Annotated in this window: 26 protein-coding genes; 18 read left to right on the top strand and 8 right to left on the bottom strand. The window is 52.1% G+C overall.

Annotated features, from left to right (window positions below):
- Positions 1 to 50: 50 nt before the first annotated feature.
- Genes ACFOMG_RS12705 through nqrF form a run of 6 tightly spaced genes read left to right on the top strand, consistent with a single transcriptional unit; the run spans position 51 to position 5,919 of the window.
- A complete protein-coding gene (locus tag ACFOMG_RS12705) occupies positions 51 to 1,385 on the top strand; it encodes a Na(+)-translocating NADH-quinone reductase subunit A (RefSeq protein WP_376867065.1) in 1,335 nt (444 codons plus the stop codon).
- A complete protein-coding gene (locus ACFOMG_RS12700) occupies positions 1,385 to 2,599 on the top strand; it encodes an NADH:ubiquinone reductase (Na(+)-transporting) subunit B (RefSeq protein ID WP_376867494.1) in 1,215 nt (404 codons plus the stop codon). Before ACFOMG_RS12705 ends, ACFOMG_RS12700 begins: the two co-directional genes overlap by 1 nt.
- Positions 2,586 to 3,413, top strand: coding sequence for a Na(+)-translocating NADH-quinone reductase subunit C (locus ACFOMG_RS12695; RefSeq protein ID WP_376867064.1), 828 nt, complete (start codon positions 2,586 to 2,588; stop codon positions 3,411 to 3,413). The genes ACFOMG_RS12700 and ACFOMG_RS12695 overlap by 14 nt, the downstream gene beginning before the upstream one ends.
- The gene (locus tag ACFOMG_RS12690) at positions 3,413 to 4,069 is read left to right on the top strand and encodes an NADH:ubiquinone reductase (Na(+)-transporting) subunit D (protein WP_376867063.1); all 657 of its coding nucleotides are present in this window, start codon (positions 3,413 to 3,415) and stop codon (positions 4,067 to 4,069) included. The genes ACFOMG_RS12695 and ACFOMG_RS12690 overlap by 1 nt, the downstream gene beginning before the upstream one ends.
- Positions 4,069 to 4,683 (top strand): NADH:ubiquinone reductase (Na(+)-transporting) subunit E, encoded by a 615-nt coding sequence (gene nqrE / locus ACFOMG_RS12685; RefSeq protein ID WP_376867061.1) that lies wholly within the window; start codon positions 4,069 to 4,071, stop codon positions 4,681 to 4,683. Before ACFOMG_RS12690 ends, nqrE begins: the two co-directional genes overlap by 1 nt.
- 12 nt (positions 4,684 to 4,695) lie before the next feature.
- A complete protein-coding gene (nqrF, locus tag ACFOMG_RS12680; protein ID WP_376867060.1) occupies positions 4,696 to 5,919 on the top strand; it encodes an NADH:ubiquinone reductase (Na(+)-transporting) subunit F in 1,224 nt (407 codons plus the stop codon).
- A gap of 87 nt (positions 5,920 to 6,006) precedes the next feature.
- On the opposite strand, the gene ACFOMG_RS12675 is transcribed toward nqrF, so the two are convergent.
- Complete coding sequence (locus ACFOMG_RS12675) at positions 6,007 to 6,234, bottom strand: helix-turn-helix domain-containing protein (RefSeq protein ID WP_376867059.1); 228 nt, start codon at positions 6,232 to 6,234, stop codon at positions 6,007 to 6,009.
- Positions 6,235 to 6,368: 134 nt separating this feature from the next.
- Entirely contained in the window at positions 6,369 to 6,980 is a 612-nt protein-coding gene (locus ACFOMG_RS12670; RefSeq protein ID WP_376867057.1) for a phosphoribosyltransferase, read from the bottom strand.
- A 118-nt stretch (positions 6,981 to 7,098) separates the two neighbouring features.
- Between ACFOMG_RS12670 and ACFOMG_RS12665 the strand changes: the two genes are divergently transcribed.
- On the top strand, positions 7,099 to 7,668 hold the full coding sequence (locus ACFOMG_RS12665; RefSeq protein WP_376867055.1) for a phosphoribosyltransferase: 570 nt from the start codon (positions 7,099 to 7,101) through the stop codon (positions 7,666 to 7,668).
- Positions 7,669 to 7,675: 7 nt separating this feature from the next.
- On the opposite strand, the gene ACFOMG_RS12660 is transcribed toward ACFOMG_RS12665, so the two are convergent.
- Entirely contained in the window at positions 7,676 to 8,551 is an 876-nt protein-coding gene (locus tag ACFOMG_RS12660) for a LysR family transcriptional regulator (RefSeq protein ID WP_376867054.1), read from the bottom strand.
- 95 nt (positions 8,552 to 8,646) lie between these two features.
- Between ACFOMG_RS12660 and ACFOMG_RS12655 the strand changes: the two genes are divergently transcribed.
- Complete coding sequence (locus ACFOMG_RS12655) at positions 8,647 to 9,291, top strand: nitroreductase family protein (protein WP_376867053.1); 645 nt, start codon at positions 8,647 to 8,649, stop codon at positions 9,289 to 9,291.
- An 8-nt stretch (positions 9,292 to 9,299) separates the two neighbouring features.
- Here ACFOMG_RS12655 and ACFOMG_RS12650 read toward each other — a convergent pair whose 3' ends face one another.
- On the bottom strand, positions 9,300 to 10,181 hold the full coding sequence (locus ACFOMG_RS12650; protein ID WP_376867052.1) for a DMT family transporter: 882 nt from the start codon (positions 10,179 to 10,181) through the stop codon (positions 9,300 to 9,302).
- 81 nt (positions 10,182 to 10,262) lie between these two features.
- Between ACFOMG_RS12650 and ACFOMG_RS12645 the strand changes: the two genes are divergently transcribed.
- Complete coding sequence (locus ACFOMG_RS12645) at positions 10,263 to 11,045, top strand: hypothetical protein (RefSeq protein WP_376867051.1); 783 nt, start codon at positions 10,263 to 10,265, stop codon at positions 11,043 to 11,045.
- 52 nt (positions 11,046 to 11,097) lie between these two features.
- Positions 11,098 to 12,840, top strand: coding sequence for a VRR-NUC domain-containing protein (locus ACFOMG_RS12640; RefSeq protein WP_376867050.1), 1,743 nt, complete (start codon positions 11,098 to 11,100; stop codon positions 12,838 to 12,840).
- A gap of 53 nt (positions 12,841 to 12,893) precedes the next feature.
- On the opposite strand, the gene ACFOMG_RS12635 is transcribed toward ACFOMG_RS12640, so the two are convergent.
- Positions 12,894 to 14,570 (bottom strand): 2-isopropylmalate synthase, encoded by a 1,677-nt coding sequence (locus tag ACFOMG_RS12635; protein ID WP_376867048.1) that lies wholly within the window; start codon positions 14,568 to 14,570, stop codon positions 12,894 to 12,896.
- A 149-nt stretch (positions 14,571 to 14,719) separates the two neighbouring features.
- On the opposite strand from ACFOMG_RS12635, the gene ACFOMG_RS12630 reads away from it, so the two are divergent.
- The 5 genes from ACFOMG_RS12630 (at position 14,720) to ACFOMG_RS12610 (ending at position 19,487) form a co-directional block, all read left to right on the top strand.
- A complete protein-coding gene (locus ACFOMG_RS12630; RefSeq protein WP_376867047.1) occupies positions 14,720 to 15,202 on the top strand; it encodes an Lrp/AsnC family transcriptional regulator in 483 nt (160 codons plus the stop codon).
- Positions 15,203 to 15,223: 21 nt separating this feature from the next.
- Positions 15,224 to 16,108, top strand: a complete 885-nt coding sequence (locus ACFOMG_RS12625; protein WP_376867046.1) for a bile acid:sodium symporter family protein — start codon at positions 15,224 to 15,226, stop codon at positions 16,106 to 16,108.
- A gap of 38 nt (positions 16,109 to 16,146) precedes the next feature.
- Positions 16,147 to 17,781 (top strand): sensor histidine kinase, encoded by a 1,635-nt coding sequence (locus ACFOMG_RS12620; RefSeq protein WP_376867045.1) that lies wholly within the window; start codon positions 16,147 to 16,149, stop codon positions 17,779 to 17,781.
- Positions 17,782 to 18,005: 224 nt separating this feature from the next.
- Positions 18,006 to 18,428, top strand: coding sequence for a translation initiation factor Sui1 (locus tag ACFOMG_RS12615; protein WP_376867044.1), 423 nt, complete (start codon positions 18,006 to 18,008; stop codon positions 18,426 to 18,428).
- Positions 18,429 to 18,548: 120 nt separating this feature from the next.
- Entirely contained in the window at positions 18,549 to 19,487 is a 939-nt protein-coding gene (locus ACFOMG_RS12610; RefSeq protein WP_376867042.1) for a LysR family transcriptional regulator, read from the top strand.
- Between the two features lie 2 nt (positions 19,488 to 19,489).
- On the opposite strand, the gene ACFOMG_RS12605 is transcribed toward ACFOMG_RS12610, so the two are convergent.
- Positions 19,490 to 20,395 (bottom strand): D-hexose-6-phosphate mutarotase, encoded by a 906-nt coding sequence (locus ACFOMG_RS12605; RefSeq protein ID WP_376867041.1) that lies wholly within the window; start codon positions 20,393 to 20,395, stop codon positions 19,490 to 19,492.
- A 303-nt stretch (positions 20,396 to 20,698) separates the two neighbouring features.
- Between ACFOMG_RS12605 and ACFOMG_RS12600 the strand changes: the two genes are divergently transcribed.
- Positions 20,699 to 21,190 carry a hypothetical protein gene (locus ACFOMG_RS12600; RefSeq protein ID WP_376867039.1) on the top strand — a complete coding sequence of 164 codons (492 nt, stop codon included), beginning with the start codon at positions 20,699 to 20,701 and terminating at the stop codon, positions 21,188 to 21,190.
- A 104-nt stretch (positions 21,191 to 21,294) separates the two neighbouring features.
- Here ACFOMG_RS12600 and ACFOMG_RS12595 read toward each other — a convergent pair whose 3' ends face one another.
- Positions 21,295 to 21,498, bottom strand: coding sequence for a hypothetical protein (locus tag ACFOMG_RS12595; protein WP_376867038.1), 204 nt, complete (start codon positions 21,496 to 21,498; stop codon positions 21,295 to 21,297).
- Between the two features lie 196 nt (positions 21,499 to 21,694).
- Between ACFOMG_RS12595 and ACFOMG_RS12590 the strand changes: the two genes are divergently transcribed.
- Positions 21,695 to 22,483, top strand: a complete 789-nt coding sequence (locus ACFOMG_RS12590; RefSeq protein ID WP_376867037.1) for a DUF599 domain-containing protein — start codon at positions 21,695 to 21,697, stop codon at positions 22,481 to 22,483.
- Positions 22,484 to 22,541: 58 nt separating this feature from the next.
- Here the strand turns inward: ACFOMG_RS12590 and ACFOMG_RS12585 are convergent, their stop codons facing one another.
- A complete protein-coding gene (locus ACFOMG_RS12585; RefSeq protein WP_376867036.1) occupies positions 22,542 to 23,375 on the bottom strand; it encodes a hypothetical protein in 834 nt (277 codons plus the stop codon).
- Between the two features lie 197 nt (positions 23,376 to 23,572).
- Here ACFOMG_RS12585 and ACFOMG_RS12580 point away from each other — a divergent pair, with 197 nt between their 5' ends.
- Positions 23,573 to 23,719: a hypothetical protein gene (locus ACFOMG_RS12580; RefSeq protein WP_376867035.1), complete on the top strand. Its 147-nt coding sequence runs from the start codon at positions 23,573 to 23,575 to the stop codon at positions 23,717 to 23,719.
- The last annotated feature ends 111 nt before the right edge of the window (positions 23,720 to 23,830 follow it).

Below are 23,830 nucleotides of genomic sequence, written 5' to 3'. Positions count from 1 at the left end.
TGTGTACTTGGAAGTCAGTACTCTGGGTCAACTGTGATTAGGCGAGGCGTATGATCAATATCAACAAGGGTCTCGACTTACCAATCACCGGAGCACCCGAACAAGTCATTTCGGCATCGGCCAACGTAACGGAAGTTGCGCTGGTAGGTCCGGATTACGTAGGTATGAAACCTACGATGGCTGTTCAGGTCGGTGATCGAGTCAAGAAAGGCCAGGTGATTTTCACCGATAAAAAAACAGAAGGGGTGCAATATACGGCACCGGCTGCGGGTACGGTTAAAGCCGTAAACCGTGGTGAGCGTCGGGTATTCCAGTCGATTGTGATCGAAATCGACGGCACTGATGAAGAAACCTTTAAGGCGTATTCAGCCGACCAGCTGGGGTCTTTGTCCGCGGCAGATGTGCAGGATAATCTGGTGAAATCCGGTTTGTGGACGGCATTACGCACGCGTCCGTACTCCCGGGTGCCAGCGCTGGGCAGTAAGCCTGAAGCCATCTTTGTCACCGCGATGGATACCAATCCTCTGGCGGCGAACCCTGAGCTGGTTATTAACGAACAGGCAGACAACTTTAAAGCGGGTCTGCAGGTACTGAAGCAACTGACTGACGGTACCTTGTATGTTTGTAAGGCGCCGGCTGCGAATATTCCTGTGGCAGGTGTTGAACAAACCGAAGAGTTTGGCGGTAAACATCCGGCGGGTCTGGCCGGTACGCATATCCACTCTTTGCATGCGGTCAGTGAGAACCGCACTGTCTGGAGTATTGGTTACCAGGACGTAATTGCGTTTGGTGCTCTGTTCCTGACGGGTAAACTTTATACCGATCGGGTTGTTGCTCTGGCGGGTCCTCAGGTAAACAAGCCACGTCTGGTTCGTGTACCTTTGGGCGCAAATCTGGATCAGGTAACGACGGGAGAGCTGAAAGACGGCGAAAACCGGATTATTTCCGGCTCCGTATTTGGCGGTCGTACGGCGGCTGATGGCCATCAGTTCCTGGGACGCTTCCATAATCAGATCAGTGTTCTGGCTGAAGGACGTGATCGTCCGATGCTCCATTACTTAACGGCCGGTACTGAACGTTTCTCAGTGATGCCGATTTACCTGTCGAAGCTGATGAACAAGCTGTTCCCGTTCACCACCACCACGAATGGTAGTGAGCGTGCCATGGTTCCGGTCGGTGCTTATGAAAAAGTTATGCCGCTGGATATCCTGCCGACTCAGCTGTTACGTGCGCTGATCGTGGAAGACATGGAGTCAGCGATTAATCTGGGTGCGCTGGAACTGGATGAGGAAGACCTGGCACTGTGTAGCTTCGTCTGCCCGGGCAAGTATGAATACGGTCCGATCCTGCGTAAAAACTTAACCCGTATCGAAGCGGAGGGCTGATAATGCTGCGTTCTATGCTCGACAAGCTGGCCCCTCACTTTGAGAAGGGTGGCAAATACGAAAAGATGTATCCACTGTACGAAGCCATTGATACCGGCTTGTACTCTCCGCCAAACGTTACCAATAACACCGCTCACGTGCGTGATGGTATCGACCTGAAGCGTATTATGATCACTGTGTGGGTCTGTACCTTCCCGGCGTTGTTTTTTGGTATGTACAACATTGGTCTGCAGGCCAATGAAGCCATTGCGGCCGGTAACGGTACCGCGATTGAAGGCTGGCGCCAGATGCTGATCGCCTTGCTGGGCGGCGGTGCTCATAACGCCGCCAGTGTCTGGGACAATATGGTCTTTGGTGCTGCTTATTTCTTACCGGTTTATGCCACGGTATTTATTGTTGGTGGTTTCTGGGAAGTCTTATTTGCCACTGTGCGTAAGCATGAGGTTAACGAAGGCTTCTTTGTGACTTCGGTGTTGTTTGCCCTGATTCTGCCGCCAAGCATCCCGTTGTGGCAGGTTGCGCTGGGGATTACCTTTGGTGTGGTGATCGGTAAGGAAATTTTCGGTGGTACCGGTAAAAACTTCCTTAACCCGGCACTGACAGGGCGTGCTTTCCTGTTCTTCGCCTATCCGGCTGATATGTCCGGTAACTCCGTCTGGACGGCTGTTGATGGCTTCTCCGGTGCAACAGCACTGAGCAATGCCGCTGAAGGTGGTGTGGATTCAGTGGTTGCCGGTGGTGTGACCTGGCTGGATGCGTTCTTCGGCACGATTCAGGGTTCCATGGGTGAAACATCAACGCTGGCTATCCTGCTGGGTGGTGCGGTGTTGCTGGTGATGGGTATTGCTTCCTGGCGTATCGTGGCGGGTGTCATGATCGGTATGGTTGCCACAACCCTGCTGTTTAACGGCATCGGGTCGGATACCAATCCGATGATGGCGCTGCCATGGTACTGGCATCTGGTGCTGGGTGGTTTTGCCTTCGGTATGATTTTTATGGCAACCGATCCGGTTTCTGCATCAATGACTAACAAGGGTAAATTCTTCTTCGGTGCGCTGATTGGCTTTATGGTGATTATGATCCGTGTGGTTAACCCGGCTTTCCCTGAAGGCATGATGCTGGCAATTCTGTTTGCCAACCTGTTTGCCCCTCTGATCGACCACTTTGTGGTCCAGGCTAACATCAAGCGGAGGATTGCTCGTGTCAGCGAATAACGACAGCATTCAAAAGACCTTACTGGTCGCTATCCTGTTGTGTCTGGTTTGTTCTGTCATCGTAGCCGGTGCTGCGGTATCGCTGAAGCCAATTCAGCAAGCAAACAAGCAGCTGGATAAAAACTACAACATTCTGTTAGCAGCAGGTTTGGTTGAGGAAGGTGCAAAACCATCCGCCGATCAGATCGAACAGCTGTTCGCCGATAAAGTCACTGCAAAAGTAGTGAACTTAAGCGAAGGCCGTTATGCCACTGCCGCAGAACTGGATGAGATCAAAGCGTCTGGCTTAATTCCTCAGGGGAAAGGTCTGGCGGCTTACAACCAGCGCAAAGCGTCGAAAGATCCGGCGTTCTCCAGCAAATTGCCGGGTGATGAAGATATTGCCAGCATTAAACGTCAGGCCAAATTTGCAGCGGTTTATACCGTTGAAAATAACGGCGTGGTCGAAAAAATGGTGCTGCCGGTACATGGCTATGGCCTGTGGTCGACGCTGTACGGCTTCCTGGCATTAGAGGGCGATCTGGAAACGGTTGTTGGCCTGGGATTCTATTCTCATGCTGAAACACCGGGACTGGGTGGTGAAGTGGATAACCCTTCCTGGAAAGCCCTGTGGAAAGGTAAAGAGCTGTACAACAGCAAAGGCGAGCTGGCCATTAAGGTGGTTAAAGGTAAAGCTGCTGCTGATGATGAAAACAGTGTTGATGGCCTGTCTGGTGCAACTCTGACCAGTAAAGGTGTTTCTAACCTGGTGCAATTCTGGGTCGGTGAGAACGGCTTCGGCAAGTTCCTGGCGACTGCTAAAGGAGGTGCTTAATGTCTGTTAAGTCCGTATTAACCGAACCTTTATTTTCCCAGAACCCGATTGCGGTTCAGATTCTGGGTGTTTGTTCTGCACTGGCGGTAACCACCAGTCTGCAGGTTACTCTGGTTATGTGTATTGCACTGACCTCAGTAACGGCGTTTTCCAACTTTGGTATTGCGTTAATCCGTAACCACATTCCAAACAATATTCGTATCATCGTGCAGATGATCATTATTGCTTCGCTGGTTATCGTGGTTGACCAGGTACTGAAGGCCTATGCCTATGAAATCAGCAAACAGCTGTCGGTGTTCGTTGGTCTGATTATTACCAACTGTATCGTAATGGGCCGTGCTGAAGCGTTTGCAATGAAGAATGGCCCTGTGCTGAGCTTCTTTGATGGCATCGGTAATGGTCTGGGGTATTCCGTGGTACTGATTGTGGTTGCCACGATCCGTGAACTGTTTGGTGCAGGCAGCCTGTTTGGCTTCGAAATCCTGCCTCTGATCACGAACGGCGGCTGGTATCAGTCTAATGGTCTGTTGCTGTTGCCACCAAGTGCGTTCTTCATCATTGGTTTGTTCATCTGGGCACTGCGCAGCTGGAAAACCGAGCAAGTGGAAGCGGCTGACTTTAAGATTCTGCCGAACACTGAGAACGGAGGTCACTAATGGAACATTACATCAGTTTATTTGTTAAGGCCGTTTTCGTTGAGAACATGGCGCTGGCGTTCTTCCTCGGCATGTGTACCTTCCTGGCGATCTCGAAGAAGATTCAGACCGCGATTGGCCTGGGTGTGGCTGTGGTTGTGGTACTGGCGATTACCGTACCGGTTAACAACCTGATTTATACCTATGTATTAAAAGAGGGTGCCTGGGCCTGGATGGGGCCGGATTACGCTTCCGTTGATCTGAGTTTCCTGGGTCTGCTGACCTATATCGGGGTAATTGCCGCCATGGTTCAGATCCTGGAGATGGTACTGGATAAATACGTACCGGCGCTGTACAACGCGCTGGGTGTGTTCCTGCCGCTGATCACCGTAAACTGCGCCATCATGGGTGCGTCGCTGTTTATGGTTGAGCGTGACTACAACTTCGCTGAATCGACCGTTTACGGTATTGGTGCAGGTGTGGGTTGGGCGCTGGCGATTACGGCGCTGGCAGGCATTCGTGAAAAGCTGAAGTACAGCGATGTTCCTGCGGGTCTGCAGGGGCTGGGCATTACCTTTATGACGGTAGGCCTGATGTCGCTGGGCTTTATGTCTTTCTCCGGCGTATCACTGTAAGGAGCAATTACAATGAGTCCAGAAATCATCCTCGGCGTAGTGATGTTTACGGTCATCGTACTGTCTTTAGTTGCGGTGATCTTAAGTGCACGTGCCAAGCTGGTTAGCACCGGCAACGTTAAAATTCTGATCAATGGTGAAACCACCGTTGAAACAGAAGCCGGTGGTAAGCTGTTGCAAACCCTGGCTGCGAATAACATTTTCCTGTCTTCCGCCTGTGGCGGCGGCGGTACCTGTGCCCAGTGTAAGTGTCAGGTGACATCCGGTGGTGGTTCTATGCTGCCAACGGAAGAGTCTCACTTCACCAAAGGTGAGGCCCGTGAAGGCTGGCGTCTGTCTTGTCAGGTGCCGGTGAAACAGGATATGGAAGTCGAAGTCGACGAAGAAGTATTCGGTGTTAAGAAGTGGGAAACCACTGTTGAATCCAATCCGAATATGGCCACCTTTATTAAAGAGCTGACGTTACGTCTGCCGGAAGGTGAAAACGTTGATTTCCGCGCCGGTGGTTACGTTCAGCTGGAATGCCCGCCGTTTGAAATCAATTTCTCAGACTTCGATATCGAAGAAGAATATCGTGGTGACTGGGAACGGTTTGGTTTCTTCGACCTGAAGACCGTCAACAAAGAAAACGTCATTCGTGCGTATTCAATGGCGAACTATCCGGAAGAGAAAGGTGTGGTTAAGTTCAATATCCGTATTGCAACACCACCACCGGGTACAACCGGTATTAACCCGGGCATCATGTCATCTTACGTGTTTAACCTGAAGCCAGGTGACAAGGTAACCGTTTACGGTCCGTTCGGTGAATTCTTCGCCAAAGACACCGATGCTGAAATGGTATTTATCGGTGGTGGTGCGGGTATGGCGCCAATGCGTTCACATATCTTCGACCAGCTGAAGCGTCTGAAGTCTGATCGCAAGATCAGCTTCTGGTACGGTGCACGTTCCCTGAAAGAGCTGTTCTATCAGGATGAATACGATGCGCTGGCGGCTGAGTTCCCGAACTTCGACTGGCACGTGGCGATGTCTGATCCACAACCAGAAGATAACTGGGATGGTCTGACCGGCTTTATTCACAATGTATTATACGAACAGTACCTGAAGGACCACCCGGCTCCGGAAGACTGTGAGTTCTATATGTGTGGGCCACCGATCATGAACCAATCGGTGATCAAGATGCTGGAAGGCTTAGGTGTTGAGCCGGAAAATATCTTGCTGGATGACTTCGGTGGTTAATTAACACCGGCAATCCGCTAAAAAAACCGGCCTTGGTGCCGGTTTTTTTATGCCAATATTCTGGCCGCCACTGGATGCCCGGCGACGTTATAACAGGGATTTCTGGAATTCTCCCGGCGTTTGTCCGGTCCAGCGTTTAAAGGCTTTATGAAAAGCGCTGACGTCCTGAAAGCCTAGCTGATAAGCCACCCGGCTGATGGGACGTTCTTTCTGGCTGAGCAGGCTGGTCGCCAGTGCCGCTTTAAAGCGTCGTATCTCTTCCTGGAAGCTGGTGTTGTCGTGTTTTAAGTGACGCTGCAAGGTACGGGAGGTCATATTGAAGTGGCGCAGCTAACATTCGATACCCAGGCGCAGGATCCTAATGCGGTCGATTGAGTGGTGTTTTCAACGAAAAAATAACCCGACAGCTGTTGGGTTATTAAATTTTTGGACGGTGGTTTTGGCCGCTCTCATTCGTTAATAAATTGTGGATGAATCATCGGCGCAACAAAAGGTTTATGTTGTTCGATTTCCTGCTGGGTCAGGCCGTTTAATTCATAGGGAAATACCAGCCAGTCGTTGGTCTGGTGCAGGCAGAAGTCCGGATTAAAATCGGTACGGTTGTAATCCGGCCGTTGCCATAAGGTGGCTACTTTAACCTGGGATGGCATATTGCGTTTCAGCTTGCCGCGTAAGCGGTTAATCACCGCCTGAATGTTATGGCCGGTGCTGAAAACGTCATCAACAATCAGTAAACCATCATCGACGTTGAGATTTTCCACCAGATACTGAGTGCCGTGTACGCGGATTTCCTCCGGCGATTCCATAATATCCTGGTAGGCAGTTTGCCCGCGATAAGAGGTTCGCAGTGCAATATGGTCGGTTTTGACTCCCAGCGTCTGCAGGCATTCCTGTACATAAATACCCACCGAACTGCCGCCGCGCCACAGGCCAACAATAAAGGTCGGGCGGAAGCCACTTTCGAAGATAGAAACGCCCAGACGGAAGGCATCCTGAATCAGCTCCTCTTCGTCGAGGAAACGTTTAGGGAGTGAAGCCGGTGCATGTTGTACAGAGGACATAAAGACCGTAAATCCTTGATTCGTATTAGCAGTTTTATAACCAGAGGAGTATGATACACGACTGACCATCTGGTCAGCTAATAGTTTTTGGGCGCACCACAAGAGAGTCATAGTCATCATGAGCGAGAAACTCTACCTCACCGGGCAAAGTCTGCTGGAAGATTCCTACCGGCTGGCGGAGAAAGTGTTGTTAAGTGATTTCCGCCCGACCTTTATGATTGCGGTATGGCGTGGCGGTGCGCCAATGGGCATTGCGGTACAGGAATACCTGGCTTATCACGGTATTGAAACCGACAACATCTCGATCCGTACCTCTTCTTATGCTGCCGGTATCGACCAACAGGCGAAAACGGTACAGGTCCATGGCCTGAACTATCTGGTAAAAAACGTGCGTCACGAAGACAGCCTGCTGATCGTGGATGATGTGTTTGATACCGGTCGGTCAATCGATGCCATCATTGATGAACTGGGTCGTCGTGCGCGCCTGAATACGCCTCACGACATTCGTGTGGCTGTACCGTATTACAAGCCGGAACGTAACCAGACTGAGCGGGTTCCGGACTATTACATCCACGAAACCAGCTCCTGGCTGAAATACCCGCATTCACTGGAAGGTCTGTCGCGTGAGGAAATTCAGCAGGGACGGCCGGAACTGTACGACATCATCAAAGATCATCTGCCACAATAACCGTGTGTTATTGTGCACTGCCGGCAAAGAGTCCGGCCAGGTAGCGGCATGCCGGACCGGCACTGTCGCCTCCGGCAAGCACCAGATACAGATCGATATAACGGCTGGCGTCCTGATCCAGTGGGATTTCCGCCAGTAACCCCTGTTGCAGATCGTCTTCAATCCAGTGTTGCGGCAGCCAGGCAAACGCCAGGCCACGGCGGATGATATTCAGGCTGGTACTGGCATGGCTGACAGTCCAGCGCTGATTGGCGCCTAGCCAGCCGCCATCACGATTGCTTTTTCGGGCACTGTCTTTTACCACCACCTGGCGCTGCTGGCTGAGGTCGTTGTAGCTGGCCGGCCGGCCGAGTTGCTGCAGCGGGTGTTGCGGATGACTGACCGGCAGAAACCGTACCCGTTCGATATGCTGATGCGGTGTGCCACTGGGAACCACGGTCGAAATTAATAAATCGGCTTTACCCTCGCTGAGCAGTTCGAGCCCGCCACCCAGTACAAATTCATCCAGCTCGATACGGGTATCCGGATATTGTCCGGCAAATGCTTCCAGCACCGGCATCAGTGCCGGATGAGGGTAGATCATATCGATTGCCAGACGCACGCTGGGTTCTACGCCCTGTTCCAGCGATGCGGCCAGACGGTCCAGATTATCGGCCTGCTCCAGCAGCTGTTCTCCGCGCTGTAACATGATTTTGCCATGTGCGGTCAGCAGGGCTTTGCGACCTTCCACCTCCAGTAACTGCACCCCCAGCTGCTGCTGCAGTTTGTGGACGCCATAACTGATGGTGGACTGACTTTTATGAATCGCCTCGGACGCCTGGGTATAACCGCCGTGGTCAACGACGGCTTTGAACATTCGCCATTGTTCGAGCGTGGTTTTCATAATCATTCGCCATTATCGAAAGGAATCTGCCAAATTATGCGCTTTTTGTTCGTCTCAGGCGAATTAGCATAGCCGCTTCTCGACAGGAGCACGCAATGAATACTTTTGATGCCTTAAACCAGCGTATCTCGGCTAACTTTTTTGATACTGAGCGTAAGTTATCGTCACAGCAGTTAACCGACCTGATCAATTATGCGCAACAGGCACCCAGTGCGTTTAATATTCAGCACAGCCGTTACCTGGTGGTGACCGACCAGTCAGCAAAAGAGCAGCTGAAAAGCATTGCGTTTAACCAGCAAAAAGTATCCGACGCATCGGCCGTGATTATTGTGTTGGCGGATGAGCGTGGCCATGAACGAATGCCTGACATTGCGCAGCAAGGGGTGGATCAGGGGATTTACGATAACAATGTGCGGGACTATTTCGTCAACGCGACCCAGGGAGCTTATGCTGATAACCCGACAGCCGCGCACGATGAAGCGTTACGTTCGGCGTCGTTAGCGGCAATGAATCTGATGACCGCGGCAACGGCGATGGGCCTGGCCAGTGGCCCGATGATCGGTTTTGACAGCGCTCAGCTGAAGCAAACATTTAACATCGGCGAACGTTATAACCCGGCGATGATGATTGCGGTGGGTTATGCCCGGCCCGGTAACTGGCAGAAAAAACCCCGTCTGGCTGCTGCTCAGGTTGCGGTGATGGATGTCCGCCCGGCACGTGACCATGCCTTATCGTCATAAATGCTTCATCAACTGCGGCGACGGAGGAAATTTCTGACGTTGCTCCAGCGGTTGGCCAGCAGTGAAGCAAAAATCAGTGCGCAGCCCAGCAACTGCTGCGCACTCATTCGTTCATCAAACCACCAGGCGGCAATCGCCGAAGTCCATACCGGTTCCAGCACCATAATCACCGCAGCATGAGCCGGTGACGTCAGCCCCTGAGCGTAGGTTTGTAACAAAAACCGCGCCGCAGTCCCCACGATCACGCTCAGCGACAACCACCAAAGCATGTTGGCGCTAACCTGTGCCGGCCAGCTTTCCAGAGCCAGTGATAATGTCAGTGATACCAGTCCGACCAGTGCCAGCTGAATCGCACTCAGCGCCAGTGCCGGGGTTTTGGCTGCGGCGTGGCTGTTGAGAATAAACGTCAGTGACAATAATAACGCCGCAAAAAAGAAATAGATCTGGCTGGCCTCCGGATGAAAACCGTCCTGCAAGGCTAATAACGCCAGTCCGGCGATGGCCATTGGTAAGGCCACCCAGGTTGAACGGGCGATGCTGTCGCGGAATAACAGGTAACCCAGTGGTGCGACCAGCACAACAGCCAGGCTGGTGATAAATGCGCCTTCACCAATGCTGCGGGTGGTAAACAGCCCCATAATCCAGCAGGCCATTGCGATGCCAAATACCAGACCAATATTAATGGCCGCCCGCCACTGTTCGCGGCTCAGTGACTTCAGGCTGCGCCAGCCAAAAAACGCCAGAATCATTCCGGCCAGTAAAAAGCGGCTACCCATAAATAATAGCGGTGGCATGTCGGCCAGAGACTCTTTCGAGAACATCCAGCTGACGGCGGCCAGCAGGGTAACGATAATTAACAGAAAATCGGCTTTGGAGGAGTGTTGGTTCAAACTGTGGTCCGGTTCAGTTTCGGTTAAGATGGTGGCGTTAGTGTGACAACGGCGACAAGCCTTCAGAAAAAGAGATCAATCATGCGCCAATTTTTACCTCTGCGTCAGTATTTTTCGTTCACCCTGCTTGCAACAGTGTGTTGTTTGCAGGCCTGCAGCAATACCTCCGATGAGGTTAAGGCTTCCAGTGATTTTGCTACAGCCGATATCCGCGCGGAATACAGTGTGATTGTCCGGCCCGACAATGGTGAATTCAGTTACCAGATGGAAGCGCGTTTTAAAAATGGCGATAACAATCTGCAACTGGATGGTGGTGATCGTGTAGTCGCTGAGCGTGGCCGTCAAACTTATCAGCTCAAGGAAGAGCGATTACTTAATCAGATTGTGTATTCTGCTAGCTTCAATATCTCAGCTGATGATAGTGACGATACTGTCAACTTTGCTTTTCTGCGAGATGAAAAAGTGAGTGCAGTTCAATCAAACGTCCATATACCGGAGGTCTTAAATGTTCTTGAGCCCGCATCAAGTAGCTCTGTGGGGCTAACGACTTCGGGAAACCTGAACATAAGCTGGGAAAAAAATGATAGCGGTAATGCGCCTTTAGTCATTGCGCAGCAGTATCATTGTACGGTTCAGGGATCATCAAAAACGCTGGATCTTGTTGCAGCCGTTAAAACGGGTGACAATGGTAGTCACTTGTTACAGGTTGGTGAGGTAGTCGATATTTCAGATTATGATGAATGTTCGCTTAATTTACGCCTGACTCGTACTAAAAAGGGAGAGCTTGACCCTGAATTCTCAGGTGGATCATCTAATGGGTTGTTTATTGCAGAAGTGAAAGATATCACTGTAGCACTACAGTAGATTCTGTTTCACACCCCGCTCCTGCGGGGGTTTTTCTTTGTATTTAATATCTATGAATAACACGCCGGTATTACCCACTTTTTATTATCAGCATAACTTTCTGCATTTATTGCAGCGGGTAAATAATTTGTACCGCGACTTGTTAAACGACGCTGAAATTCAGTTTGTTGATGACTTTCTGGCCCTGAGTCAGGATGCACAATGTTTATATATTCGTTTGTTATGCCGCAAAGGGGATGTTTTCCGGCTGGATAAACTGAACTACCCGGAAATCCATTCACTTGACCTGGCTTGCCAGGAATTGTTGAACGCGCAGTTTTTTTGTTCAGTTGATCTCACTGATATCAGTGACTTTGGTGAAAGTAATCTGATTAAGCTGTTCAGTAAAAAAGAGCTGCTGGATCTGTATTGTGGCATTGCACCCGAGGCGCAGCGCGGTGCACTGAATGCGCTCAGTCGTGAGCAACTGGAGCGGTGGCTGCTGACACAAGCCGAGAGCGAAAGCTGGTGGCAACCCTTGTTGTCGGTTGGCGTTATTGGTGTGTTTGGTGAGCTGGAGTTCACCACATTACGGTTATTATACTTTGGTAATCTGCATCAGGATTTCAGCGACTTTGTGTTGCGTGATCTGGGGATTTACCGTTACGAAAAATACCCGCTTGAACTGAATAGCCGGGGTTTTAACCGGCGTTGCCAGATTGATCAGTATCTGGAATATGATCAGTTACTGACGGCCATGCCGGAGCTGAAGCAACAAACGGCTGAACAGCTGCTGCACTGGGCGGAGCGTTTTCAGCAGTTGGCAGCGACCTGCGATGATGCGTTATTACAGCGTCGTATTGCCCGGCGCTGTTGTGAACTGGCACGTCAGCTGGAGCGTCTGGCAGAGGATGATGCGGCGCTGGCTCTGTATCAGCAGTTGCCGGTGCATCCGGCGCGTGAACGTTGTTGCCGGATTTTATTTCAGCGCAAAGAGGTTGCCGCACTGCTGACGGAATGTCAGAGCATCGCCGCCCGGCCTTATCACGTTGTTGAATACCAGTTTTTGCAACAGTTTTTACCGCGTGTCATTCGCTGGCTGAAGCAGCAGCAACAGTTCAGCCTGATGGCACAATGCCAGGCACTGTTACAGCCTGTTGCGGCGTTGCATGAGCGGACGCTGACACTGGCGATGGATGATGTCTGGCGTCAGCAGGGTGTGGAAGCGGCGGCAATCAGTGCATTGCAGGCAGAGGGTGGAGGGCGTGCCTATCATCTGGAGAATGCGTTAATTCTCAGTGTATTTGGTTTGTATTTCTGGCCGCTGTTGTATGCCCCGGTCAGTGGTGCTTTTTTCCATGAGTTCCAGGCTGCACCGCTGGATTTGTATGAACCGGACTTCGTTTGCCGCCGGCAGTCTGTGTATGACCAGCTGTTGCAACAATTGCAGGGCTTTACCGGGTCACACCAGCTGGAACTCTGTGTGCTTGGCACAGCGGAAGAAAAGCATGGCATTAATAACCCGTTTGTTTTCTGGGGCCTGCTGCAGCCGGAAAATCTGGCTCTGGTCGGTCAGGCTATTCGTCAGATTCCACTGGCACACTGGCAGGCGATGTTTGCTTATTTATGGGCCGATTTAAAACATCACCGTAACGGGTTACCGGATCTGTTATGGCTGAATGATGACGGTGGTTATCGTCTGATTGAGGTTAAAGGACCAGGAGACACGTTGCAGAAAAATCAGCGTGGCTGGCTGGAATATTTTTCCCGGCAGGGAATTCCGGCCAGCGTATTGTATATCCGCACTGCTGAGTGAGCACCGCAGGGCTACTATGCAGGCGGATACATTCCCGGGTTTTCGGGGCTGATTCAGGCGGCGATACTGGCCGATTTCATCGCTGTGTTTAAGCAGGCCAACACGACGCTGAGTCCGGCGGCGACTATATCGGAATCCTGAGCCACGGCGGTGTAACGCTGGCCACGAATGTTGACCTGCATCAGCGCCAGCGCCGAGGCGTCGGCACCTTCGCCGAGTGAGTGTTCGTCAAACTGAACAATCTGAATTTCGATACCGGTTGCTTTGTGCATGCCGTCGACAAAAGCACTGATGGCACCGCTGCCGTGGCCGTGTATCAGCATCAGGTCATCAGCGTCTGAAACCGAGGCCTGAACATGGTGCTGATTGCCCTGGCGGTCGATCTGGTAGCCGGCCAGCTGATACTGTCCTTCGCGTGACATAAAGTGCTGGCGAAATACCTGTAATACCTGTTGTGGCTCCACTTCTCCCTGCTGTTTTTCGGCCAGTGTCTGAATCGGCTGAGCCAGCTCAACCTGCAACCAGCGGGGCAATTCAATGCCAAGCTGTTGTTCCAGCAGATACGCCGCGCCACCTTTACCCGACTGACTGTTCACCCGGATAACCGACTGATAACTGCGGCCGATATCCTGTGGGTCAATCGGCAAATAAGCGACATCCCAATGTTCGTCAGCCCGTTGTTGCGCCAGGCATTTGCGGATGGCGTCCTGATGGCTGCCGGAGAAGGCGGTGTACACCAGCTCGCCGAGCCATGGATGGCGCGGGTGGGTTTTAATATTGGTACAGGCCTCAACCGTGGCAATGATGTCGTCGGCGATACTGATATCCAGCTGGGGATCGATTCCCTGGCTGTAGAGGTTCATCGCCATGGTGACGATATCCATGTTACCGGTACGTTCACCATTACCCAGTAAGGTGCCTTCGATACGGTCAGCACCGGCAAGAATCGCCAGTTCGGCGGCAGCGACGGCACAGCCACGGTCGTTATGGGTATGGATACTGATGATCAGCGCGTCACGCTGATTGACCTGATCGCAGAAATATTCCACCTGGTCGGCGAACACATTCGGCATGGCTGATTCAACCGTGGCCGGTAAGTTGATGATGGCCTTTTTCTCCCGGCTGGGTTGCCACTGGTCAATCACGGCATTACAGACATCCACTGCAAACTCGACCTCGGTGGATGAAAAGCTTTCCGGTGAATACTGGAACACCCATTCGGTGCGCGGGTACTTACGGGCTTCACTCTGTACCTTGGCGGCACCGCGGCGGGCGATATCAATAATGCCCTGTTTATCCAGTGCAAAAACCTTATTACGTTGTACCGGGGAGGTGGAGTTATAAACGTGAATCACCACCCGGCGAGCGCCGGCAACCGCTTCATAGGTGCGTTCAATTAACTCGTCACGGGCCTGTACCAATACCTGAATGGTCACGTCTTCCGGAATCTGATTGGCTTCGATTAACCAGCGGACAAAGTCGTAATCCGGCTGCGATGCGGCCGGGAAGCCGACTTCGATCTCTTTAAAGCCCATGCGTACCAGCAGGCCCCACATGCGTTGTTTCTGCTCCACCGTCATCGGTTCAATCAGTGCCTGGTTGCCATCACGCAGATCGACTGAACACCAGTCCGGCGCCTGCTCGATGGTGTTGCCCGGCCAGCGGCGATCCAGTTTCTGGATCACCGGGAAGGCACGGTATTTTTCATGATTAAATGCGGTGTGTGACATGGTACTTGTCCTGCTGTATGCAATTCAGATGATAGGTGTATTGTATTGCGCCGGCGGGAAAATTAATTTGCAAAGTTGCTATTGTTTTTGCCTTTAAAAGGTGGAATATTCCAATAATATTGTTTTTTTCAGAATAAAGTTGCGCTGATATGTCTGAGTCATCATCGCCGGTCTCCCTGGACCGCACCGATAAGCGGATCCTGCAGTTATTGCAGCAGGATGGCAGCCTGAGTAATCAGGAGTTGGCAGAACGAGTCGGGTTGTCACCATCGCCCTGTTCCCGGCGGGTCAGAGCGCTGGAAGATAATGGCATCATTGAGGGCTACCGCGCCCATGTGGATGCCCGGCGGCTGGGGCTGACGCTGATGGCACTGATCAGTGTCAGTATGGATCGCCATACGCCGGATCGTTTTGAGCAGTTTGAAAGCATACTGCGGGATTGTCCCGAGGTGCTTGAATGTTACCTGATCACTGGTCAGACTGCCGACTATGTCGTGAAGGTGCTGGTGCGTGATATGGAAGGTTTTCAGCAGTTTTTATTGGGAACGCTGACCCGTATCGAAGGGGTGTCGGGTGTTCATTCAAGTTTTGTGATGCGTAAAGTGCTGGACCGCAGCGCGGTACCGGTCTGATTAACAGGGAATAAAGCTCATATGGAACCTCAGGTTGTTGTGTCGCAGCTGGTGCTGCCGCTGGCCCTGGCGATGATGATGCTGGTGATGGGGATGTCAGTGCGGCCGTTGCATTTCCGGCGTCTGCTGCAACAACCGGGCATGATCGTGCTGGGGCTGGTGTTGCAATGGCTGGTGTTGCCTTTGTTGGCCTTACTGCTGGTGATGCTGTTACCTCTGCCCCAGACAGTGGTGATTGGTCTGGTGATTCTGGCCGCCTGTCCCGGCGGTGCAACGTCCAATATTATCAGCCACCTCAGTGGTGGTGATGCAGCACTGTCGGTGACGCTGACCACTGTGGTCAGTTTGTTATCGCCGCTGACGTTACCGCTGGCGGTTAATCTCATGTTGTCTGCACTCGGACTGGGGCCGCTGGAGATTCAGCTGAGTTTTGCTACGGCTCTGGTGCCACTGTTACTTGTGACCGTGGTGCCCCTGTTGCTGGGAATGGCGCTGCGACATTTTCTGCCCGGCTGGAGCCAGCGTTATACCGGCCTGCTGAACCGCATCAGCTTTGCTGTTTTTGTGGTACTGATCGTGGCGCTGGCCTGGGTTAACAGCGAACAACTCCCTCAGCTGGGGTCACTGGTAACCCTGGCGTGTTTAGGTTTATGCGTACTGGTGATGATGGCGGCTGCGTTGATCAGCCGGCTATTCAGCAATGATGTGGTAACGATCAAAACACTGATGATTGAAGCCGGTATTCAGAATGCCGGTACCGCTATGCTGGTGGCGGTTACCCTGCTGCAGCGGCCAGATTTAGCATTGGTGGCGTTGTTTTACGGCATTTTAATGAACTTGCCGGCGTTATTAATGATCGTCAGGCAGCAGTTTGGACATTCTGTCTATACTAAGGCCCGGGCGTAGCAACCATTTTTACAATACCGATGCGTTAAGGTGTGATCTTGAAAGCACAACTGCAGTCTATTGAAAGTCGCCTGACCCTGTACGTAGTGATTTTCAGTATTTTATTGGGCGTCGCCTTCAGTGCCGTTCAGATCGGGTTTGACTATGTCGGTGATCGTCAGCGGTTCAGTCTGCAAACCCGGGAAATGCTGGCGCGTCAGGAAGGTTCTGCTGCGCTGGCGTTATATAACTACGATGACAATGCGTTGCATACTATTCTCGAAAGCCTGCAAATGAATCCGGCAGTGGTCGCCGCTGAAGTGGTGGAGTTTGGCAGCGAATATAAAGTTCACAGCGGTTTAACCATTGATCAGCGTAACCGGCCGGACAGCCGGCCGCACATGCAGACCTTCCGGCGGGATCTGATGGAGCCGCAAAATTATTCTTCCGGCCAGAAAAATCTGGGCGTCTTAACCGTCTGGGCTGATACCCGGCTATTACACCAGGGCTTTGAGCAGCGGGCTGCCCTCACTCTGGTGCTCGATGTATTGCGTAATATTGTGCTCGCTTTTGTGCTGATCATGGTATTCCGTTCGCGTCTGACCGGTCCGATCCGGCGGCTGACCAGTAAAATTCTGCAGGTCGATCCACAGGCACCGGTAAAAATGCCGCTGGCGGTTGAAAAGCAGCTAAAAGGCAGCGAGCTGGATGATCTTATTCATAAAATGAATGCCTTATTGATGTCGATGGACGATGAAATGAATCAACGTTATCTGGCGGAAAAACAGGTGCGTTTTCTGAATGAAAAACTGGAAGAAAAAGTCCGTGATCGCACCCGGGCACTGCATGAAAGTAACCAGCAGCTGCAAAGCAGTCTGGATGAGTTACGTCAGACCCAGGATTTATTGGTTAAAGCGCAGCATATGGCGGCACTGGGCCAGCTGGCCGGAGGCATGGCACATGAGATTAATAACCCGATTGCCGTGGTGAACAGTAATTTAACCACGCTGGCCGATTATCTTACGGATTTGATTGAACTGGGTGAGAAATCGGCGGAAGCGGAGGCGATCATCGCCGATGGGCGTATCGTCGCTGAGCTGAAGCAGTTACGTGAACAGATTGATTTTGACTTTATCCGTGATGACGCCCCGGATCTGGTCGCGGCCAGTCGTCAGAGTATCTGCCGGGTGCAGAATATTGTCGAAGAACTACAGACTTTTGTTGGCGGTGAGGATCAGGAGCGCCAGCTGGCCCAGCTGAGCGATTTGTTCTGGCGTGCGGTCGACGACAATAAGCTGAATGACGATAACAATATTCATATCAGTCACAATTTTGATCTGGTGGTTGACCCATTGCTCTGCAATACCCGGCAAGTCACTATGGTGCTGGGAAAAATTCTGCGTAATGCCCGGGATGCCATGCCTGAAGGCGGCAAAATAGAAGCGGCATTACTGGAAGAAGATGACGTTCTGGTGCTGGCAGTTAAAGATGAGGGAGTGGGTATGAGCGAAGAAGAACTGCTGTATGCCACCAATCCGTTTTTTACCCGCAAGGAGGTTGGACAAGGCATGGGCATGGGGCTGACGGTCGCCTACAACGTCATGGCCAACCACAAAGGGTCGCTGGAAATCGACAGCAGCCCGGGTAGCGGTACCTGTGTTACGCTGACGTTTCCGCTGCATCCGGATGATTAGCAATACTTTTTACTGCGTCAACCAGCATTCTAAACCGGTTTCTTAACCATTCGTGTGCCTGATCCTGCGAGCAGGAACGACGGCAATCAGGTCGGTGATTGGTCAACCGACGATGCTGATGACATAAATTCAGCTTCCCAGCGTTGATGTGGCTGCAGACGGCAGTTGCCCAACCCGGTACAGATCGGTTAACGTCGCGCTCAGATTGATCAGCGAATTTAAAGATGATGGCAAACGATAAAAAAAGCGTCGATTTATCGGCATTGTTAGCGGGTGGCCTGGGGTCGGCCAATACGACGAGTGACAACAGCGGAGCGGTCTATTCCACCGAAAGCGGACGAACCTGCCCGGACTGCGGTAAGGCCAGGCAGGATTGTGCCTGTTCGCAGGACTCTCAGCCCCAAGGGGATGGCATAGTAAGGGTCAGCCGTGAGTCTAAAGGGCGGGGCGGCAAAGTTGTGACGCTGGTGTCGGGTATTCCGCTGGCTGGCGCGGAATTAAAAACCCTGGCAAAAGAGTTAAAAAAGAAATGTGGTGTTGGTGGTGCACTGAAAGACGGTGTGGTGGAAATTCAGGGCGAGCAGCGTGACCTGCTGGTGGCTGAGCTGAGCCGACGGGGTTTTACGGTAAAAAAATCCGGCGGCTGAGGGCTGCGTCATACCGCTTGCAGTAATCATGCTGTTTATACCAAAGACGCAGATAATAGACTTGGTGAATGCCGGGAATCCTGAGACAATACGCCTTTGTTAAGTTTCTGAGGATTGGCCGTGAATCTGGATCGAATTGATCTTAATCTGCTGGTGTACCTGGACGTGCTGCTGCGCGAGGGCAGTGTCACTAAAGCAGCACAGCAGCTGGGTATTACTCAGCCAGCGATGAGTAACGGTTTGCGGCGCCTGCGTGAGCTGTTTTCCGATCCGATTCTGGTACGTACTTCCGACGGTATGACACCCACCGAACGGGCGCAGGAACTGCAGCCTATGATCCGTAAAGCACTGGGTGAGCTGGAAGCGGCATTACAGCCGCTGGAAGATTTTGATGCCCTCGACAGTCACCGGGTGTTCCGCATTATGGTCAGCGACTATGCCGAATCCACGCTGGTACCGGAACTGGTTAAACGTCTGCGTCACGATGCTCCCGATGTTATTCTGGACGTATTAACGCCCTCCGATGTGACCTTCAAAGATGTTGAAGCCGGCAAGGTGGATATGGCAATTAACCGCTTTGACGAAATGCCACAGTCGTTTCATCAGATGACACTATGGCAGGATGATTTTGTGTGTCTGGTGAATCCGAATCACCCTCTGGTGGACAGGTTTGATCTGGACGCGTACCTGGCCAGCAAACACATCTGGGTCAGTAAAACCGGTATGGGTGCCGGCGTGGGGATCGACCCGGAAAAAATTGTCCGCCTTGGCTGGGTTGACCATGCGTTATCCAAGCTGGGTCATAAACGTAAAATTTCGGTATTTACCCGTCATTATCAGATGCCGGCGTTGCTGGCACACAATAACGATCTGGTGGCAACGTTGCCGCGCCGGGTGGCAGAGATGCAGGCTGAGGCCGCATCGTTACAGGTAAAAGAGCCGCCGTTTTCTATCCCACCGTTCGAACTGAAAATGGCCTGGTCGCCGCTGCTGCAACACCACCAGGCCCACCGCTGGTTGCGCCGCACCATTGTGGATGTGGCGCAGCAGTGTCAGTAATCTCAGCCTCGCTGTAACGTCAGTGTGGTGGTGTGTTGCCGGCCGGCCGGCAGGCAAATGATATCATCCATCACATTGGCGGTTTCGATACACAACATGCGCTGATAGTCGTCGTCAGCAAACTGGCTCAGGCGACGCGATTTATCAATCCACGGATTCCACACCACACAGGAACGACTGCCGTGGCTGCTGAGCAGCCACTGGCGTGCTGGCGTTTGCAGCCGCACGGGCCGGGCTTGTGGCAGAAAATAAATACGATCGGTTTCCGCTGCGAAACGGACCGCGCCGCGTTGCCGGCATAAGCGCCAGTCCCCATCTTGCAGTTGTAAGGCATCGCGATAAGCACACTGTTCCAGCCCTCTGATATAGCTGTTGCGAATATCCCCGGTGGGTATATAGCTGTGCAGCGCCTGACTGATGTGCAGTGTTTTATCACTGAGGTTATGGCTTGTCAGTGCCACCTCCAGCCGCTCCCGGCGCAAAGTAAAACACAGGCTGGCCCGGGCATGACCACGCCACTGTTCAGAGTGCTGGCTTTCCAGTTCCAGCGTCAGGCGAACCTGATCGCACTTTTCCTGTAACTGTTTCAGCTGCCAGATTTGCTGGCGCGCAAACCCATGTGCGCCGGCGCTGGAGATGTCGTTGATGTGTTGTTGCACCTCAGCCGGGTTTTTATCGGCTTGTCCGAACCAGGGCCAGCATACGGGGATGCCACCACGCACGGCCTGGCCGGGGATATATTCAGCCTGACGGCTGAGCCATAACCAGGGCTGGGGGTCGTCTGTCGGGCGGAAATAAATCAGCTGCGCGCCCTGCAATAAAATATCGGTCTGGAACAGCGGGTGGCGTATGGCTAAACAATCCAGTTGCCCCCGTTTAACCTGCTGACAAAAAACCGGTGTTGGCATACACAATCCTGATGATCAAAACTGACAGTATACCGGCAGTTACAAGCCCGGGGTAATTGTCGGTTATTGGCAGACCGATCGGTCGGAATGTTATTCTCCGGTTCCCGTTTTCAGGAAGAAGCGTGATTTTCGTTTTGGTGGTATCTGATTTAAAGAATGCAGCAAACGCGACTCAGGGAGGTGCGGCTTATGAAAAATAAATATTTTGCGATGTTTCTGGCGTTACACCAGCTGTTGGCGGGGACCTGGTGGACTACCAGCAAGCGGTCGATACGCCAGCACAACTGATTATTGACGGTATCTATGTACACTGATTTGGATAAATGTTTTTTAAAACAACAGCTGCTGGAAGCTCTGGATCAGCAGATCGACGCGGCTATGGCGGCTGCCCAGCAGGCCCAGCAGGCGGCGTCTCACGAAGATAATCAGCCGGAAAACCAGTATGACACACTCAGTCTGGAAGCCGCTTATCTGGCCCATGGCCAGTCGGAGCGTATTCTGCAGCTGCAGCAACAACGCATTACTCTGGCGCGCTGGCAGGTGACTGATTTTACTGCGGATGATGTGGTGGCCTCCGGAGCGCTGGTGGTGCTGCAGCTGCAAGACGAGCCGCGGCCACAGCGCCTTATCTGGATTACGCCGCTGGGTGGTCTGCAGTTATCGCAGCGCGACTGCCTGATTCAGGTGATCAGTAATGAAACGCCGTTGGCTGCCAGATTGCGCGGGCTGACTGTCGGTGATGAACTGGAGTTGCCGGGGCAAGCTGGCTGCTGGGAGCTGGTGTCGCTTGTCTGAAACTGGTTTGGGGTGTGCTGGCGCCCGTTTAAACGTGTATATCACCAGTTATCGAATGCACGGATTGTGCGGCTGGCAGAGCTGATTCAGCAGGTGGGGCTGGCTTAAGCGGCCAGAGCGGGGGAACACGAGCGGTCGGACCGCTCGCGCAGTTGCAGGTGAATTTGTTGCCGCGCCTGCTGGCGACCGGCCTTGCGGCTGCTCTGATGCGCGCCACCTTTTTTCATAATATCTGCATGAGCAACCGGGTTGCGCAGATGTGCTCTGGCTTTACCTTGTGGTGCAGCTACGGGTTTGCGTTTTGCCATAGGGTTCTCCTGATAATGGCGGGTTCTGGCGGCGCTATTGTTTCTTTATTTACCCTGGCGTCAAGTATTTTGTGTGGCTGCTGACCCGTTTTCCGACAGCAGGCTGTTTTTTTCTGTTTATGCGGTTAATACCTATTTGATGCGCTTTGGCGTCGTTGTACTCTGGGCATAAATATCATGAGTCAAGAGAGTTGCCGTGCTGAACGAATTAGGGATTGCTAACCTCATCAGCCTTGCCTGGTTTTTATTTTGCTGGGTCAGTTATTCATTGTTTGCCAAACGTATGGCGAAAAAAGTAGCGTCGTTATCGTCGGTGTTGCATGTGCACCGGATTAACTGGATGCGGCGTTTATTACAGCGTGAAGTGCGGGTGGGGGATGCTTCGTTATTGGCAAACCTGGAGCGTAACGTCACCTTTTTTGCGTCGTCGTGTGTGCTGATACTGGCCGGTTTGCTGACGGCGCTGACGGCTGCTGATGAACTGCAGATTATATTGTCGGGGCTGACCTTTGTTGAACCTGATTCGTTGCTGGCGCTGGAAATGAAACTGGTGACACTGATTTTTGTTTTTATCTACGCCTTTTTCACCTTTACCTGGTCAATGCGGCAGTTTGGTTTTGCCTCGGTGTTGTTTGGTGCTGCACCGTCTCAGGATGATGAAACGGTAACCGCCAATGAGAAGCGCAGTTTTGCTATTTACGCCGCTAAAATTATTGATCACGCCAGTCACAGTTATAACTATGGCTTGCGTTCCTTTTATTTTTCGCTGGCGATAGTGGCCTGGTTCGTCAGTCCCGGGTTGTTTATGCTGGCCGCTACCGGTGTGGTCGGGGTGTTGTACGAACGTGAATTTTTGTCCAATTCACTGCAGGCGCTGAAAAAAGTTGAGAATGTTGGCGAAAAGTTATTTCACGACGATAAAGAACTGTATCGTCGTTCTCTGGTGAAACCCGCTAAAGATAAAAGCGATAACCGCAAGCTCTGAGGCGGGCTTCTTGCCGGACTGATCGGAAAGAAGCCGCCGCGGCATTATTATTCCTGAGTTATTCCTGATCGTTCACAAACTCAGCCAGAATCTCTCCGCTTTTCTGGTTGTAGATGATGGCGGATAACACCTCAGCACGAACGGCGTGTGTCGGGTGTTTACGATAGCTGGAGTCGAGATAACAACGGTCTTTCAGCAGGCAAAAGCGTAATCCCAGTTGCAGTTTTAGATCACGGTCAACGGTGTGTGGGTAGCTGATTTCCGGCGCTACCTGCCAGGATAAATCTTCAAACAGTCCGGTTTCCCAGTACCACTTCTGATTGTCTGTTTGCAGTTGCTGGTTGTTTTTAAAATTCAGTGCGGCGGCCACCCAGCGTTGTCCCCGGGGTTTTAATACCGGTTGACCAATACGGTTTAACTCAGTCTGTTCTTTTAAGGTAAATTCCAGCACCGACTTGGCTTTCTGGCCGGGCTGATATAACGCCGACTCATCCGGAAACAACGGGCTGTATACCGCACTGTTCGGCAGGTTGCGCATTCCGACGATTGTGAAGCTTTGTTTGGCTTTGTTGTAGTTGTATTTGGCAGGCTGCAAATCAAATACCTGATAATACAGCTGGTCGGACGACAGTTGTTGCTCTGGTGTTGCGGAGAAAAGCTGTTCAATCTGGCTGTTGTTCAGCTGACTGTTTTGTTGCTGTGCTGTGCGGGCACTACTGATGCGATTGTTGATACGTTGTTCGCGGCGCTGAGCTTCCAGTTGTGCCTGGCGGGCAGCCGCTTCGGCACGCTGGGCTTCCAGCAGCTGCATGCGGCGCAGTTCTTCGGTGGATGGACCACTACAGGCGCAGAGTAACGTCACTGTAGCTAACAGAAAGGCGATGCGTGGCATGGTGACCTCTTGATTATTATCTTTGATCGGCTTGCCATTATAACGAGGCTCGGCCGGAATTTCTGGTGTAAGTGGTCAAAAGTGGACAAATAAAACAAGCTGTGCGAATCTGGCGGCATCAGAATAGGACGGGCACTGGTGTGAAATATCTGCTGTTGATCGCTGTTTTCGGGCTGACGGGTTGTGGTAATACGACGATGAGTCAGTTGTCTGATAAGGAGCTGCGTAAACGTCATGCTGAATGCCGCATGAGTGTTAATCTGTCGGCACCGGAAATTCAGGTGTGTAACAATATTCAGCGGGAGTGCCAGCGCCGCGCGCAACAGGGTAATTACGCCTGCTGAGTTGTCTGGCGATTGCCGCATTGAACAATGATGTCTTTTCCCTACAATACGCCCCCTTTTATCAGACTGTTGGCCGGTTAACATTTCCGCCATGGCAGTGTGATCTTTGCG

It is taken from the genome of Bacterioplanoides pacificum, assembly GCF_042648445.1.
GTDB classification, from domain to species: Bacteria; Pseudomonadota; Gammaproteobacteria; order Pseudomonadales; family Oceanobacteraceae; genus Bacterioplanoides; species Bacterioplanoides pacificum.
This window is presented reverse-complemented; position numbering and strand designations above follow the sequence as displayed.

What these genes read in the sequence shown, in the direction of transcription:
- nqrE (WP_376867061.1), top strand. Translation starts at nt 4,069, where the DNA reads ATGGAACATTACATCAGTTTATTTGTTAAGGCCGTTTTCGTTGAGAAC.
- ACFOMG_RS12675 (WP_376867059.1), bottom strand. Translation starts at nt 6,234, where the DNA reads ATGACCTCCCGTACCTTGCAGCGTCACTTAAAACACGACAACACCAGC.
- ACFOMG_RS12630 (WP_376867047.1), top strand. Translation starts at nt 14,720, where the DNA reads ATGTCTGAGTCATCATCGCCGGTCTCCCTGGACCGCACCGATAAGCGG.
- ACFOMG_RS12635 (WP_376867048.1), bottom strand. Translation starts at nt 14,570, where the DNA reads ATGTCACACACCGCATTTAATCATGAAAAATACCGTGCCTTCCCGGTG.
- ACFOMG_RS12670 (WP_376867057.1), bottom strand. Translation starts at nt 6,980, where the DNA reads ATGTCCTCTGTACAACATGCACCGGCTTCACTCCCTAAACGTTTCCTC.
- nqrF (WP_376867060.1), top strand. Translation starts at nt 4,696, where the DNA reads ATGAGTCCAGAAATCATCCTCGGCGTAGTGATGTTTACGGTCATCGTA.
- ACFOMG_RS12595 (WP_376867038.1), bottom strand. Translation starts at nt 21,498, where the DNA reads ATGGCAAAACGCAAACCCGTAGCTGCACCACAAGGTAAAGCCAGAGCA.
- ACFOMG_RS12660 (WP_376867054.1), bottom strand. Translation starts at nt 8,551, where the DNA reads ATGAAAACCACGCTCGAACAATGGCGAATGTTCAAAGCCGTCGTTGAC.
- ACFOMG_RS12640 (WP_376867050.1), top strand. Translation starts at nt 11,098, where the DNA reads ATGAATAACACGCCGGTATTACCCACTTTTTATTATCAGCATAACTTT.
- ACFOMG_RS12580 (WP_376867035.1), top strand. Translation starts at nt 23,573, where the DNA reads ATGAGTCAGTTGTCTGATAAGGAGCTGCGTAAACGTCATGCTGAATGC.
- ACFOMG_RS12605 (WP_376867041.1), bottom strand. Translation starts at nt 20,395, where the DNA reads ATGCCAACACCGGTTTTTTGTCAGCAGGTTAAACGGGGGCAACTGGAT.
- ACFOMG_RS12600 (WP_376867039.1), top strand. Translation starts at nt 20,699, where the DNA reads ATGTACACTGATTTGGATAAATGTTTTTTAAAACAACAGCTGCTGGAA.
- ACFOMG_RS12705 (WP_376867065.1), top strand. Translation starts at nt 51, where the DNA reads ATGATCAATATCAACAAGGGTCTCGACTTACCAATCACCGGAGCACCC.
- ACFOMG_RS12615 (WP_376867044.1), top strand. Translation starts at nt 18,006, where the DNA reads ATGATGGCAAACGATAAAAAAAGCGTCGATTTATCGGCATTGTTAGCG.
- ACFOMG_RS12655 (WP_376867053.1), top strand. Translation starts at nt 8,647, where the DNA reads ATGAATACTTTTGATGCCTTAAACCAGCGTATCTCGGCTAACTTTTTT.
- ACFOMG_RS12645 (WP_376867051.1), top strand. Translation starts at nt 10,263, where the DNA reads ATGCGCCAATTTTTACCTCTGCGTCAGTATTTTTCGTTCACCCTGCTT.
- ACFOMG_RS12665 (WP_376867055.1), top strand. Translation starts at nt 7,099, where the DNA reads ATGAGCGAGAAACTCTACCTCACCGGGCAAAGTCTGCTGGAAGATTCC.
- ACFOMG_RS12585 (WP_376867036.1), bottom strand. Translation starts at nt 23,375, where the DNA reads ATGCCACGCATCGCCTTTCTGTTAGCTACAGTGACGTTACTCTGCGCC.
- ACFOMG_RS12690 (WP_376867063.1), top strand. Translation starts at nt 3,413, where the DNA reads ATGTCTGTTAAGTCCGTATTAACCGAACCTTTATTTTCCCAGAACCCG.
- ACFOMG_RS12625 (WP_376867046.1), top strand. Translation starts at nt 15,224, where the DNA reads ATGGAACCTCAGGTTGTTGTGTCGCAGCTGGTGCTGCCGCTGGCCCTG.